A 15,836-nucleotide genomic window follows, 5' to 3' on the forward strand; every position below is an offset into this window, starting at 1 on the left:
AAAAATACGCATATACCAAAAAACAACTGTTATTATTGACAACCTCATAATTTAAAAGTTAATTCAACTTTTAAATCTTCAGAAACATACTGTGTTTTTAACTAAACTCTTTTAGTAGAATCTCTTTTAATAAGAGTTGGGTTTAGTGTAATTGTCTTAGCTAAAACATCATCTCCTTCATCCTTTATACTGTCAATTAAAAGATTACAGGCTATTTTACCGATATCGTAGCCAGACTGGTCTACCGTTGTTAAAGAAGGCTCAATGGCTTCAGATATTGGCTCATTACTGAAACCAACTACTGCTATATCATTTGGAATAGATTTTCCTACTGACTTTAAATATTTCATCGCACCGATGGCTGCCACATCATTTGCAGAAAAAATACCATCTAAATTTTTATTTTCACTCAAAAGCTTCTCTGCAGCTTCATATCCATCCTTTTCATTTAAAGCGGAAGTATGCACTAGTTTAGAATTAAAAGGAATGTCATTCGCTTTTAAAGCTTCTTTATACCCTTTTAATCTTCCCTTATATATATTTAAAGATTTAGGACCAGCAATATGACCAATGTTTTTACAACCAACTTCAATTAAATGTGAAGTAGCCTCAAAAGAGGCTTTATAATCATCAATCAATACCTTACTGTTTTTCCCGCCAGGAATACATCTATCAAAAAAAACTAAAGGAATATTTCCTAATGAAAACCTATCTAAATGGTTGCTTTCTGAAGTTTCCATAGACACAGAAATTAACACTCCATCCACACGATTAGAAATTAGATTTCCTACAATTCTTTTTTCTCTTTCCAACTGCTCCATAGATTGTGCAATAACAACATTGTAACCGTGAGTATATGCAGCTTCCTCAATACCAGCAATTGTAGATGAGAAAAAATGACGGGAAATTCTAGGTACAATTACTCCAATAGTATTAGACCTACTTTTTCTTAAGTTTGATGCTAAAAGATTTCTTTGATACCCAATTTCTTTTGCCTTTTTTAGAACCTTTTCCTTAGTAGCTTTTGTAACTAAATTACTATTATTTAAAGCTCTTGAAACAGTGGAACTATCTATATTTAATAGCCTTGCTATTTCGTGTATCGTAGGCTTATTTTTCTTCATCTATTTAAAAATTTATAAACTCATAAGTCAACAATAATAACAAGAGCTCGACAGATCTTGAAAGTACAGTCACCTTTTTTATGATTCAAAAGCAAAATATGTTTAACAACACAAATTAAAGCGAATTTCATATAAATCAGAGAATTTAATTGACAAAAATGAAAAAAACATCGGTTTTAGGATAAAATTAAGAATTCAGTATCACAAACTTATGTCATTTAATTGCAATCGATTGTATATTTTTTTATATTTGTTTTTATACGTTAAGAAATAAATTATAAAAAATTGAATAATGATTTATAGCAAAAGATATGCTTCTAGTCCTAATGAAGTTAAGCAGATGGACACCACGCAATTAAGAGATACTTTCTTAATTAACGATCTAATGAAGGAGAATGAGATTAGTTTAACATATTCTCACTATGACAGATATATAGCAGGGTCGGCAGTTCCTAAAAAAGAGTTGAAATTAGAAACTGTAGATTTATTAAAGTCTGAATATTTTCTTGAAAGAAGAGAATTAGGAATTATAAATGTTGGAGAAAAAGGAGAAGTTTCTGTAGATGGTGAAGTATACACACTAGAACATAAAGAAGCTTTATATGTAGGTAGAGGAAAGAAAGATGTTGTGTTTAAAAGTAGCGATGCTAACAATCCCGCTAAATTCTATTTCAATTCTGCACCTGCACATAAAGAGCTACCAACTAAAAAGGTTGGAATGCAAGAAGCTAATAAATTAGAATTAGGTTCTTTAGAAACTGCAAATCATCGTACTGTTAACCAATTGATAATTGGAGGTATTGTAGAAACTTGCCAGTTACAAATGGGGCTTACAGAACTTAAACCTGGAAGCGTTTGGAACACTATGCCTGCACACGTTCACGATAGAAGAATGGAGGTTTACTTTTATTTAGATATTCCTGAAGAGCAAGCTGTTTGCCATTTCATGGGTGAGCCACAAGAAACTAGACACGTATGGATGCACAACCATCAAGCAATAATTTCACCGCCTTGGTCTATCCACTCTGGTTCTGGAACTTCAAATTACAGCTTTATTTGGGGTATGGCAGGAGAAAATTTAGATTATGCTGATATGGATGTTGCAAAAATTAAAGAATTAAGATAGATGAGCTTATCGTTATTTAACTTAGAAGGAAAAGTTGCATTAATAACTGGTGCTACCCACGGATTGGGTATGGCAATGGCAATGCAGCTTGGAAAAGCAGGAGCTACTATTGTTATAAATGGCAACTCTTCACAGCAAAAAATAGATGATGCTATTAAAGAGTATCAAAACGAGAATATAAAAGTTTTTGGTTATAAATTTGACGTTACAAATGAAGCCGATGTATCTAAAGCAATCTCTTCCATTGAAAAAGAAGTGGGCGCTATTGATATCCTTGTGAACAATGCGGGTATTATTAAGAGAATCCCATTAGAAACAATGGAAGTAGAGGATTTTAGAGAGGTTATCGATGTAGATCTTGTTGCTCCTTTTATTGTATCGAAACATGTTGTAAAAGGAATGATAGAGAGAAAAAGCGGTAAGATTATCAATATCTGCTCTATGATGACAGAGCTTGGTAGAAACACTGTTGGTGCCTATGCAGCTGCCAAAGGAGGTTTAAAAATGCTGACTAAAAACATGGCTACAGAATGGGCTAAACACAACATCCAAGTTAACGGGATTGGACCTGGTTATTTTGCAACTTCGCAAACGGCTCCGATTCGTGTTGATGGACATCCGTTTAATGATTTTATAATCAATAGAACTCCTGCTGCAAAATGGGGAGCTCCAGAAGATCTTGGTGGAGCAGCTATATTTTTAGCATCTCAGGCTAGTAATTTTGTAAACGGACACATTTTATATGTTGATGGTGGAATTTTAGCTACAATAGGAAAACCTGCTAACGAAAACTAAACCAACCATGAAAACTTTAATATATTCCCTTACTATATTAGCAATCATTCTTTCTTCGTGCAGTGAAGAGCAAAACATAATTACTGTAGAAAACAAGCTTGCTATCAACAGAACGAACGAAACTGTTGAGGTAAGACTTAGCGATTTGAAGCAGAATGCTACCAACGGAGTTAATAGCTGGAGAATTCGTGATATTGAAGAAGGTAAAGAAGTTACTTCTCAATTAATAGACGAAGATAATGATGGTAAATGGGATCTAATTATATTCCAACCTTCAATAGAAGCTTCTTCAAAAAAGGAGTTTCAGATTTACCCAGTAACAGAAGAAGTAAGTAAAGACACTACCTCATATTGCTATTCTCGTTTTGTGCCAGAACGTACAGACGATTATGCATGGGAAAATAATAAGGTTGCATTTAGAACTTACGGTCCTGTTGCTCAAAAAATGGTAGAAGATAGCGTTCCTGGAGGTACACTTTCTAGCGGAATTGATGCTTGGCTTAAGCGCGTTGATTACCCTATCATTAACAAATGGTATAAAAAGACCGTTACTGGCAAAGGGTCTTATCATAAAGACACTGGTGAAGGTTTAGATAATTTCCATGTTGGAAAAAGTCGTGGGATTGGTGGAATAGCTAAAAAAGTAGATACCACTTATTACCTTTCTAAAAATTTCTCTTCTTGGAAAACGATTACCAATGGCCCAATTAGAACAAGTTTTGTTTTAACTTATAAAGATTGGGACGCAGACGGAAATGTTATTTCAGAAGAAAAGCATATTTCTCTAGATTATGGTCAAAATCTATCAAGATTTGAACTCCACATTGATGGTGTAAACTCTATTTCAACAGGAATTACACTTCATCAACAGAAGGGAGTTACGAATACCAATAAAGAAGAGGGATGGATGAGCTATTGGGAACCACATGGAGATTCAGAATTGGGTCTTGGTGTTGTTACTGATAAAGATAATATTATCGAGTTTGAAAAATATATCACCTCTAAAAAAGACGAAAGTAATCTTTATGCTGAGTTAAATCTTGAGCAAGGAAAAGTTGTTTATTATGCTGGCTTTGGATGGAAAAAGAGCAAACAATTTAAAAACCAAAAAGAATGGGAAGCCTATCTTTCTGACTTTTCTAAAAAACTCCAGACTCCATTATTAGTTTCTTTGAATTAAGAAAAGCTAGTTAAATATATAAATTGAACAAAAAACTTGGGCATTTCCCAAGTTTTTTGTGTTATAAAACCCACAGCTAAAGAAAAGTGGATCAGCAATAATACTTCCTGAAGGATAAAGGAATAAAATTAGTTACCTTTAAAAACTTCGCTTAATATCTCATATGATTTCAAACGCGCCTGATGGTCATAAATATGAGAAACAGCTATAATTTCTTTCACTCCTGTACTCTCTACAAACTTAGAAAGCTCCGTATTGATTGTATCTTTAGAGCCAATAAATGTAAAATACATCATATTTTTTATCATCGCTTCTTGCTCCATCGTCCAAACACCTTCCATAGAATCAATAGGCGCTGGTAATGGTCTACGCGTATTGGTAATTATTCCCATTGCAAATTGATACAAACTTGTAGCCAAACGCTCTGCTTCTTCATCTGTTTCTGCAGCAATAACATTTACACAAGCCATAGGATATGGTGTTTTATTTTCTTCAGAAGCCTTAAAACCTTCTGCATATAAATCGAGTGCATTAAATAGTTGTGCAGGTGCAAAGTGACTCGCAAACGCATAAGGAAGTCCTTTTTCAGCAGCTAATTGCGCACTAAAAGTACTCGATCCTAATAAATAAATAGGAATATCTAACCCTTCTCCAGGAATGGCACGCACTTTAGAATGCTGATTTTCTGAAGAGAAAAACTGTTGCAATTCTTCAATATCCTTAGGGAAATCTTGAACACTCTCTTGCTTTCCTCGTCTTAGCGCTTGGGCAGTAAGCTGATCTGTTCCCGGAGCTCTTCCTAAGCCTAAATCTATTCTATTAGGGTATAAAGTTGCCAATGTTCCAAACTGCTCAGCAACAATAAGCGGCGCATGATTTGGTAACATTACCCCACCAGAACCAATCCGTATCGAAGAAGTTCCTTGAGCCAAATAACCTAATAAAACTACCGTAGCTGAACTTACAAGGCTTTCCATATTATGATGCTCGGAAACCCAAAATCTATGATAGCCATATTTTTCAGTATGCTGTGCTAAATCTAAACTATTTTCCATTGCTTGAATAGGAGTATTCCCTTGAGCAACGGGAACTAAATCGAGTACAGAGAATTTTGTGTCTTGTAATATATTTTTAGTCATTTAATAATCAATTTTTATTTCAAAGCGTATTATAAATGGTCGATAAATCTATCATTACTTACAAATAACACCTTACATTCCTTAATTTGTAATCGGGCGAAAGGTACGCTCCATAGATTTTGTATCCCCTACAACGTCTTCTATCTGTTTTAATAAATACTGAAGATGTGCTCTAGAAACTTTATCAGACACACTTGGCAAAAGGTTATTAATCCTTCTTTCAAGATTTATCAAATTGTTTAAAGCTAGCGACCGAATATCTGTATTCGATGTCTTTTCTTCTGAAAGTTTTGCCATTAACCCCGCCAACGGTCCTTGCGCCTCTTCAGGCTTATACAAGGCAATCATATCCGATACATAAGTTTTCTGAAGTTTACGCTCATAATCATTAGGATTATAAAACATATCCAAATCGCTCCAAATATAACTACTAACATCATTTAGATATTCTTCTGGTGTATATGGATCATTAAAATTATACCTGTCAGCAATAAAAGAAATTCTACTCATTCTACTACCTCCCAAAAGTGTCATCATAAGACTTTCCATCATTTCGGTTGTAGGACTTTTAGCATTCGGCTCTTCTATTTTATTTAAAATTTCATCATTTAACAGCCATGTAGGCTCATTAAAAACATACTTATTGATAAATAACAGTGCCTCCTTTTGCTTCGCTTTAGAAACAGGCCTATACACGTCCCCATCTTCAATATTAGATTTTGGAGTAACATAAATTCCTCCTATGCTTTTTACTACATGGAATAAATAATTACTGTATTGTTTTACCACATCGGTATATATTTCATCCAAATCGTTATAATTCCCTCCAGACTCCTCTTTTGTCCATTGAATTAAATTTGGAACTACCCGCTTTAAGTTTTCAATTCCGTAGAAAGAAGCTACCATTGCATTATCACCTAAATCTTCAGTTTGAGAACGAGGATCAAAATCGCGCCCTTCGCCACCAAACCAAAGTCTAGAATTCTTAGAAATACTATCGATCACCATTGCGTTCAATTTCTCATTTTCCTCTTCTGAAGAAAGGCTGTCTTTAAACTGGGAATACCCCCATTGGATTGCCCATTTATCGTAATCTCCAATTCTTGGCATTAAATTTTCAACGGAAATACTATCCTCTGGCTGTGCTACATAATTAAAACGAGCATAATCCATAATAGAACTTGTGTGTCCGTTTTTAGTTAGCCAATCGTTGTCTCTTAATCGCTCAACGGGAGTTGCATAACTAGCACCCATGTTATGACGAAGCCCAAGCGTATGCCCAACTTCGTGTGAGGACACAAAACGGATAAGCTCTCCCATCAACTCATCATCGAAAGTCATTTTTCTAGCTCTTTCATCGACAGCTCCTGCCTGAATTAAGTACCAATTATGAAGTAAATTCATTAAATTATGATACCAACCCATATGACTTTCTAATATTTCTCCACTTCGAGGGTCAATAATATTAGGCCCGTATGCATTTTTTGAAGGTGAAGCAAAATATCGCAAAACTGAGAACCGAGCATCTTCCAAACTCATGGAGTCATTTCCCACAGGCCACTCTTTCCCTACAATGGCATTTTTAAAACCAGCCTGTTCAAATGCTTCTTGCCAATCGTTAATTCCCTGAATAAGATAAGGACGCCATTTTTTAGGGGTTGCAGGGTCTATATAATAAACTATTTTCTTTTTAGGTTCTACTAATTCACCACGCTTCCACTTTTCAAAATCTTCGGGTTTTGGCTCTAAGCGCCAACGGTGTATGTATACATTTTTATCAACCTTTTGTTGATCATCACCATATAAAAAATATGAGCTAGCAAAATACCCAACCCGAGGATCGTAAAATCGCTTCTTCATAGGCTCTTTCGGTAATAAAATAAATGAATTATTCAACTCTAAAGTAACAACTCCAGATAATGCCGCTGCGGGCAAACTTTTCTTATCATTGTGCGAAACACTAGCATTGTAGGTCTTAACCGTTTTTACCTCAGTATTTATAGGGTAGCTATTTATTGCAGAGATATAAGACCTGTCTTTTTCTAATGAAGTAAGATTGTAGATTTCCTTCCGACCAGAACTCAATGCCAAAAGATTATTTTCACTATTTATAAAATCTGTAACGTTAATAACAGACGTAGAATTATCCTTATTTCGTGCTTTTACATCAAAAGCTTCCAAAATTGGAGTGACATTAGAGTTATTTACAGCCTTAGCAATAGCATCTTCTTCATTAGCCTGACTGACAAATGTAGAAACTCTAAGAAATATTTTATTTGCAGGGCCTTTTTCAAAGAAAATAGTTTTTTCACCTATTTCTTCACCACCATAATTCCCAGCGCCTCCAGGAGTTTTTATAAATCGAGTTACTACCAATATCTCACGATTTAGTAAACTATCTGGAATCTCGAAATAATAATCTTCGTTTACTTTATGAACTATAAAGAGCCCTTTCTTAGTTTCTGAATCCTCCGGAATCACTTCAGCATAAGGAGCAGTTGGCTCGAATGACATTCCTTTTGCATCAGAAGATTGAGATCCCTTTTGAGATCCACAGGAAACAAAAAACAACATCAGAAGAACAAAGTATATACTTTTTTGAAAAATATGCTTTTTCATATATAATGCATTCAAATTAAAAAATAAATATGTAATAAAAATATTACACAACTGCATTACAATATCTTGTAGGTAATTATAGGTATCTTAAAGATATAAAAATTGAAATAAATACTTCTTATTGATTAGGAATGAGTTAACACTTAAAGTACAAGCTTAACAGATTATTAGGAAACTAAGTTATTGTTCGATAACTTTACTATAACCAACTCATCTAATTTTAGTTTTTGTGAAATTAAAATATTCACTTTTATCAATCCTATTTCTTGGTCTTGCTTACGGACTAAAGGCACAAGAAAAAAAACTAGACACTATTTCTACAGAAACTGGAAACATTACTAAGTACCCCGATAAAATAACCCTTCGCTTAGGTCTTACAAACGATAGTAATTCATACCAATTAACAGATCCATCTGACGATTTTTCTATTACTATTGGTCCAAATCAACGATTGCGCTCTAATATTTCATTGCTTTTTCGCTTTATAGAGATAAACGTTGGTTACACCCCTGCATTCTTAAAGTTTAATGATGATGACGATGAAAATGGAAAAACAACATATTTTAATTTAGGAACTCGCTTCTATTACAAAAAATGGATGCAAAATCTTGAATACAGCAAGACAAAAGGATTTTATGTAGATGTAAGTGATCTAAATATTGGTGAAGAGAATGTGATTTTCCCTGATTTTAAAGTAACAAGAATTGGCGGAAACACATCTTATATTTTCAATGAAAATTTTTCTTTCAGAACTATTTTCAAACAAAACGAATGGCAAAAAAGTAGCGCTGGTAGCTTCGTGCCTACACTGAGTTATTATTATTCTGAAATTTCTAACGAGTCATCAAGTAAAGATAAGGTTTTTGATATCACTATTGGACCATCTTATTTTTACAATTGGGTTATAAACAAACGGTTTATTGTTACATCTGGTTTGCTTTTAGGGATTGGCTATAGTCACACTACATCAAAATCTAACAATGAAAAAACAACGTCTGATGGGTTAAATTATCAAGCAGATTTAACGCTTGGTTTAGGATATAATATAGCAAACTTCTTTACCGGAATAAACATCAATTCTCAATCTTTTAATCACAATACTGATGGTGATTACAAATTATCTGATCAACATGCGTATGCAGAATTTCATATTGGTTATCGTTTTAATGCACCTAAAAAAGTACTCGATAAAATGAACAAGCTACAGAAAAAAGTAGGGCTATAAAAAAACAGCTACTCCAAAAATGGAATAGCTGTCTTTATTATTTTATAAGAATAATGCTAGCTTATTATTTCTTAGCTGCATATAATTCTGCTACTTTATCCCAATTAATTACATTAAAAAATGCAGAGATATAATCAGGACGTTTGTTTTGGTAGTTTAAGTAATAAGCGTGCTCCCAAACATCCAATCCTAAAATTGGATCTCCACCACAACCAACACCTGTCATAAGCGAGTTGTCTTGGTTTGGAGTAGAACAAACTTCTACTTTTCCTCCTTTATGAACACATAACCATGCCCATCCTGAACCAAATCTTGTTCCTGCAGCAGCTGTAAAAGCTTCTTTAAATTTATCGAAAGAACCAAAAGCTGCATCAATTGCTGCTGCTAATTCTCCTGTTGGTTTTCCTCCTCCGTTTGGAGACATTACTCCCCAGAAAAGACTGTGGTTAAAGAAACCACCACCGTTATTTCTAACAGCTCCATTGTCCATATCAAGATTTTTAAGGATCTCTTCGATAGATTTTCCTTCTAAATCTGTACCTTCAATAGCAGCATTTAATTTTGATGTATATCCTTGGTGATGCTTCGTATGGTGAATTTCCATAGTTCTTGCATCAATATGTGGTTCTAAAGCGTCGTATGCGTACGGTAATTTTGGTAAATCAAAAGCCATTTTTATCTTTTTTTAGTTAATATTATTCGTTCTTCAAATTTAATAAAAAGCTATCGAAAACATGGTAATTATTTGTTAATAACTCATAGAGTTTCCCTATTTTGCAATAAACTTTTTATGTTGAATTCTGCGCCTTTTCAAATATATAATGCTTCAGCTGGTTCGGGTAAAACCTTTACCCTTGTGAAAAAATACCTAAATATTCTTTTAGGATCTAAAAATCTTCATGCCTTCAAACAAGTATTAGCCATTACATTTACCAATAAAGCAGTGAATGAAATGAAAGAACGTGTGCTTACAAGTCTTCATGCTTTTTCAGAAGAAAGTATTTTAAACAACCCAACACCTCTTTTTAATATTATTGCTGAAGAACTCTCTATTTCTCATGAAGAATTACACCTACGAGCAAAAAGAGTACTTACCAAAATCCTTCATAATTACGCATTTTTTGATATCGTTACAATTGATAAGTTCAACCATCGATTGTTAAGAACCTTTGCTTTTGATCTTAAACTTCCTACAAACTTCGAAGTTTCTCTAGACGAAAAAACGCTAATTAATGAAGCTGTAGACAACTTAATTTATCAGGCAGGGGAAGATAAAATACTTACAGAAATACTTATAGATTTCGCTTTAGAAAAAACTGATAATGATAAAAGTTGGGACGTTGCTAGAGATCTTAAAGAGATTGCAAAACTACTTTCCAAAGAAGAATATATAGAACACATTAAACTTTTGAAAGGTAAGAGTCTTGAAGATTTTAAAAATCTAGGCAAGCAGCTAAAAGAAATGATAAATCAGCAAGAAGAAGATATCACAACTATAGCTACTTCGCTCTTAGAAACTTTTACTAAAAAAGGACTTGAAATAACAGATTTTACTGGAAAATACCTTCCTGGTTTTTTACAAAAAATTGTATCTAAAAACTACACATCAATAAAATTCAATGCAAAGTGGCAGGAAAAAATAGCAACCGATCCTTTGTACCCAAAAAGAGTGAATTTAGGAACTACCACTACAATAGATAATTTACAACCGCGCATTGCAGAAGACTTTCAAAATATAAAAACTGGATTTTTCCGATTAGAGTTTCTAAATAATTTTTATAAAAATTTAGTTCCATTATCACTCTTAAGCGCTATTAATGCAGAGCTTATCAAAATTAAAGAAGAACGAAACCTCCTATTGATTTCGGAATTCAATAGGCTTATTTCTTCCGCAATTGCAAATCAGCCTGCACCTTTTATTTATGAGCGAATAGGGGAAAAATACAAGCATTATTTTATAGATGAGTTTCAAGATACATCTACCATGCAGTGGCAAAATATACAACCCCTCGTTTCTAATGCTTTAGAAGCAGAATTGCCAAGTGGCAAAACAGGCAGCTTGATGATTGTGGGAGATGCGAAACAAGCTATTTATCGATGGCGTGGAGGTAAGGCAGAGCAATTTATAGATCTTTATAACGAAGAGAATCCTTTTCACGCTGATAAAGAGGTTACGTCTTTACCTACAAACTACCGGAGTTATGACGAAATTGTTAAGTTTAACAATCAATTTTTTCAACATATTTCTCAATTTCTAAATAACGACACTTATAAAGACCTTTTCGAAAAGCATAGTTTTCAGAAGCAGAATAATAAGCCTGGAGGTTATGTGAATTTTAATTTTATAGATCCGAAAGAGAATAAAGAAAGTGAAGACAACCTCTATTGTATAGCCACTTTAGATGCTATAAAAGATGCTTTAGATAAAGGTTTTACATATAACGATATAAGTATTTTAACTCGTTCAAAAGCGCAAGGAACGACTATTGCAGATTACCTTTCTGAAAATGATATCCCAATAATTTCTTCGGAATCTTTATTGCTGAAAAACGATAAGAAAATTGCTTTTTTGATTGATTTAATCACCTATTTCAATCAACCCGAAGACAAAGAAATTCATTTGAATATACTGCGTTTCTTAGCTGAAAAAAATAAAGTTGAGGAGCTACATAGCTTTTATGAAAAGTACATCTCGAATTTAGAATTAGTTTTTGAAGAACAAGACTTTAAACCAAATTACTTTCTACAATTACCGTTTTATAATGCTGTAGAATATGCCATTAATACATTTAATTTGGCTGAAGAATCGGAAGCTTATTTACAATTTTTCTTAGATGAAATTTTAGCTTTTTCACAAAACAACAATGACAGTTTAAGTAGCTTTTTAGCCTTTTGGGAACTTAAAAAAGACGCTTTAAGCATCGTTGCACCTCAATCTTCAGACGCGGTACAATTAATGACAATTCACAAGTCTAAAGGCTTAGAGTTTTCAGTGGTTATCTATCCGTTTGCAGATACCAGTATTTATAACGACAGAGATTTTAAAATGTGGTTTCCTGTAGAAAAAGACCTGTTTGGAGTCGACTATGCATTATTCAGCAAAAAAAGTGCAATCGAAAACATTAACGAAACAGGAAAAGCACTGGTAAGCGATTATGATCAAAAACAAGAGCTAGATCAATTAAATATCTTATATGTAGCGCTTACAAGGGCTGTAGAGCAACTTTATATAATTTGCAAAAGAGACATTTCTGCAGGGGGCGTAGAGAATGTGAAGACTTTTGCAGGACTCTTTATAAACTTCCTTAAATCTGAAGATTTATGGAAAGACACCCAAGATAATTACAGCCTTGGAAACCATCAAAGATCGTCTGAAGGTAAAAGTATGAATACAGAACTATCTCAAACAATTCCGTTCATCAGTAATTCATCTTTTGGAAACTCTTTTGAACTGATTACAAAAAGTGGATCGCTATGGGATACTAAACAAAAAACGGCTATAGACAAAGGGAATATTTACCACTATTTACTTTCAAAAATATTCTACAAAGAAGACATTCAAATTACTGTTGATGAAGCGGTAGCAAATGGCCTGATTGAAAAAGAAGAGAGTGGTACATTTAAGCAATATCTTACAGATTTAACAGAAGAATCTAGCTTAAAAAAGTATTATACTCGAGCCTATAAAATATATAATGAAAGAGAAATTATTACTTCAGAAGGAACTTTTCTAAGACCAGATAGATTTGTAGAAAAGGATAATAAAGTAACAATAATAGACTATAAAACAGGAGGATTTTCAGACAAATATAAAAATCAAATTAACGGCTACGCAAATGCCTTAGCGCAAGTAGGCTATGAAGTAGAAGAAAAATTATTAGTATTTATAAATGATAATATCGAGATAATAAAGGTATAATTAACCTAAACCTTTAACTTTGCAAAAAACAACAGAACATGTACGGGAAAATAAAAGAACATTTAGAAAAAGAATTAGTAGAAATTAAAGAAGCTGGTCTTTATAAAAAGGAGCGAATTATCACTTCGCAACAAGGAGCAGAAATCACTATTAACACAGGTGAAACAGTTCTTAATTTTTGCGCCAATAACTATCTTGGTTTATCTTCTCATCCTGAGGTAATACAAGCCGCTAAAGACACTTTAGACTCTCATGGTTTTGGGATGTCATCAGTACGTTTTATTTGTGGAACTCAAGACATACATAAAGAATTAGAAGAGAAAATAGCCGACTTTTACGGAACTGAAGATACTATATTATACGCTGCAGCTTTTGATGCTAATGGAGGTGTATTTGAGCCGTTATTAACTGCTGAAGATGCTATTATTTCTGATTCATTAAACCACGCATCTATTATTGACGGTGTAAGACTTTGTAAATCTAAGCGTTACCGCTATCAGAATAGCGATATGGCAGATTTAGAGAAGCAATTACAGCAAGCAAATGAAGACGGAGCACGTTTTAAAATTATCGTTACAGATGGTGTTTTTTCCATGGATGGGTTAGTAGCTCCTCTTGATAAAATTTGTGATCTAGCTGATAAATATGATGCATTGGTAATGATTGACGAATGCCATGCAACAGGGTTTATCGGAGAAACTGGAAGAGGTACGCTAGAAGAAAAAGGAGTGATGGATAGAATAGACATCATTACAGGAACACTTGGTAAAGCACTTGGTGGAGCTATGGGTGGTTATACTACCGGAAAAAAAGAAATTATAGAAATTTTACGTCAGCGCTCACGTCCGTATTTATTCTCAAATTCTCTAGCTCCAAATATTGTTGGCGCATCGATTAAAGTTTTTGACATGCTAACTAAAAGTACCACCCTTAGAGATCAGTTACAAGAAAACACTGCATATTTCAAAAATGGGATGAAAAAAGCAGGTTTCGACATCATCGATGGAGACTCTGCAATAGTACCAGTTATGCTCTATGATGCCAAATTATCGCAGAAAATGGCCGAAGAGCTGCTTGAGAAAGGTATCTACGTTATAGGTTTTTTCTTTCCCGTTGTACCTAAAGAAAAAGCAAGAATTAGAGTGCAATTATCGGCTGCGCACACCCGAGAACACTTGGATAAGGCAATAAATGCATTTACCGAAGTTGGTAAGGATCTAGGGGTCATTTAGGGAACCTCTCTTTTTATTTTAACTAAAAAAATATATATTTGTTTTTGTTAATAAATCATAACAACTTACATTTGTCTTTAAATTAACACTTAAAATTAAATAATTGAACATGAAACATCTTAGCAAATTACTAGTTGCTGCTTTCCTTTTTGTAGGGATTAGCAACATGAATGCTCAAGACCAGAACAATCCATGGCAAATCGCTTTTGGGGTAAACGCAGTTGATGCATACCCAACAAATTCTGATAGACCATATGCTTCAGAATCTTGGTTCGACGAGTATTTTAACGCAAGTGATCACTGGAACATTCTACCTTCTATTTCTTACGTATCTGTTTCTAAATACGTAGGTAGTGGAATATCTTTAGGAGTTCGTGGATCATTAAACAAAATTGAAAACCTTGGAGATACTTCAGTTGATGATTTATCTTACTACGGAGTTGACGGTACTATTAAGTACAACTTCATTCAAGGTCACGTAATCGATCCTTTCATCGAGATTGGTGGGGGTTACACTTGGTTAGACGAAATCGGAGCTGGTACTCTTAATGGGGGTGTTGGTATGAACATCTGGTTTACTGAAAACTTAGGTCTTACTTTACAAACAGGTTACAAACATGTTTTCGAAGACTACTCTACTCCTCACTTCCAGCACTTAGCTGGTCTTGCTATCAAATTTGGTGGTACTGACTCTGACGGAGATGGTGTATATGACAAAGACGATGCTTGTCCAGAAGTACCTGGTTTAAAAGCTTTCAACGGTTGTCCTGATTCTGATGGAGATGGTATCGAAGATTCTAAAGATGCTTGTCCAAACGAAGCTGGTACTGCTGCTATGAACGGTTGTCCTGATTCTGATGGAGACGGTGTAGCTGATCCTCAAGATGAGTGTCCAAATACTCCAGGTCTTAAAGAATTAGCTGGTTGTCCAGATTCTGACGGAGATGGTGTAGCTGACAAAGATGACAAATGTCCTGAAGTTGCAGGTCCTGCTGCTACAAACGGTTGTCCAGATAAAGATGGTGACGGTGTACTTGACAAAGATGACAAGTGTCCTGAAACTCCTGGAACTGTAGCTAACGACGGATGTCCTGAGTTATCTGCTGAAGTTCAGAAAGCATTAAATAACTATGCTAAAACTATCTTATTTGATACTGGTAAATCTACTATCAAACCTCAGTCTAAACAAGTATTAGCTGATATCATTGGAATTCTTAATGAGTATCCAAATGCTAAATTTACTGTAGACGGTCACACAGATAGTACTGGTAGTGATTCTCTTAACCAAAGACTTTCTGAGTCTAGAGCACTTTCTGTTAAAGAATACTTAGTATCTAACGGAATTGACGGATTCAGATTATCTTCTGCTGGTTACGGTGAAACTAAGCCAATCGCTTCGAATTCTACTAGAGATGGTAGAGCTCAAAACAGAAGAGTTGAGATTAACTTAGTTAAGTAATTAACTAAATTAGTTCAA

General features: G+C 34.1%; 11 protein-coding genes. 7 read left to right on the forward strand and 4 right to left on the reverse strand.

What is annotated here, in order from left to right:
* Positions 1-101 precede the first annotated feature (101 nt).
* Positions 102-1,124, reverse strand: a complete 1,023-nt coding sequence (locus ACN0TY_RS02210) for a LacI family DNA-binding transcriptional regulator (RefSeq protein WP_236957424.1) — start codon at positions 1,122-1,124, stop codon at positions 102-104.
* Between the two features lie 292 nt (positions 1,125-1,416).
* Between ACN0TY_RS02210 and kduI the strand changes: the two genes are divergently transcribed.
* From kduI to ACN0TY_RS02225, 3 genes are read left to right on the forward strand one after another with little or no spacing between them, the layout of a single operon-like run.
* On the forward strand, positions 1,417-2,250 hold the full coding sequence (kduI, locus tag ACN0TY_RS02215; protein ID WP_236957425.1) for a 5-dehydro-4-deoxy-D-glucuronate isomerase: 834 nt from the start codon (positions 1,417-1,419) through the stop codon (positions 2,248-2,250).
* Positions 2,251-3,045, forward strand: a complete 795-nt coding sequence (locus tag ACN0TY_RS02220) for a gluconate 5-dehydrogenase (RefSeq protein WP_417443191.1) — start codon at positions 2,251-2,253, stop codon at positions 3,043-3,045.
* Between the two features lie 7 nt (positions 3,046-3,052).
* Positions 3,053-4,225, forward strand: coding sequence for a DUF4861 domain-containing protein (locus tag ACN0TY_RS02225; protein ID WP_417443192.1), 1,173 nt, complete (start codon positions 3,053-3,055; stop codon positions 4,223-4,225).
* A gap of 128 nt (positions 4,226-4,353) precedes the next feature.
* Here ACN0TY_RS02225 and ACN0TY_RS02230 read toward each other — a convergent pair whose 3' ends face one another.
* Positions 4,354-5,364, reverse strand: a complete 1,011-nt coding sequence (locus ACN0TY_RS02230; RefSeq protein ID WP_417443193.1) for an LLM class flavin-dependent oxidoreductase — start codon at positions 5,362-5,364, stop codon at positions 4,354-4,356.
* An 81-nt stretch (positions 5,365-5,445) separates the two neighbouring features.
* Entirely contained in the window at positions 5,446-7,983 is a 2,538-nt protein-coding gene (locus tag ACN0TY_RS02235) for a zinc-dependent metalloprotease (RefSeq protein ID WP_417443194.1), read from the reverse strand.
* Between the two features lie 229 nt (positions 7,984-8,212).
* Here ACN0TY_RS02235 and ACN0TY_RS02240 point away from each other — a divergent pair, with 229 nt between their 5' ends.
* Positions 8,213-9,208 (forward strand): DUF4421 family protein, encoded by a 996-nt coding sequence (locus ACN0TY_RS02240; RefSeq protein ID WP_417443195.1) that lies wholly within the window; start codon positions 8,213-8,215, stop codon positions 9,206-9,208.
* Between the two features lie 64 nt (positions 9,209-9,272).
* On the opposite strand, the gene ACN0TY_RS02245 is transcribed toward ACN0TY_RS02240, so the two are convergent.
* Positions 9,273-9,881, reverse strand: coding sequence for a superoxide dismutase (locus ACN0TY_RS02245; protein WP_417443196.1), 609 nt, complete (start codon positions 9,879-9,881; stop codon positions 9,273-9,275).
* A 183-nt stretch (positions 9,882-10,064) separates the two neighbouring features.
* Between ACN0TY_RS02245 and ACN0TY_RS02250 the strand changes: the two genes are divergently transcribed.
* The 3 genes from ACN0TY_RS02250 to ACN0TY_RS02260 all read left to right on the forward strand — a co-directional run bounded on the left by ACN0TY_RS02250 (position 10,065) and on the right by ACN0TY_RS02260 (position 15,818).
* The gene (locus tag ACN0TY_RS02250; protein ID WP_417443197.1) at positions 10,065-13,127 is read left to right on the forward strand and encodes a UvrD-helicase domain-containing protein; all 3,063 of its coding nucleotides are present in this window, start codon (positions 10,065-10,067) and stop codon (positions 13,125-13,127) included.
* A gap of 38 nt (positions 13,128-13,165) precedes the next feature.
* Positions 13,166-14,359, forward strand: coding sequence for a glycine C-acetyltransferase (kbl, locus tag ACN0TY_RS02255; protein WP_236957433.1), 1,194 nt, complete (start codon positions 13,166-13,168; stop codon positions 14,357-14,359).
* Between the two features lie 109 nt (positions 14,360-14,468).
* Entirely contained in the window at positions 14,469-15,818 is a 1,350-nt protein-coding gene (locus tag ACN0TY_RS02260; RefSeq protein ID WP_417443198.1) for an OmpA family protein, read from the forward strand.
* Positions 15,819-15,836: the final 18 nt, after the last annotated feature.

This window comes from Joostella sp. (genome assembly GCF_048266025.1).
GTDB lineage: Bacteria > Bacteroidota > Bacteroidia > Flavobacteriales > Flavobacteriaceae > Galbibacter > Galbibacter atrarenae.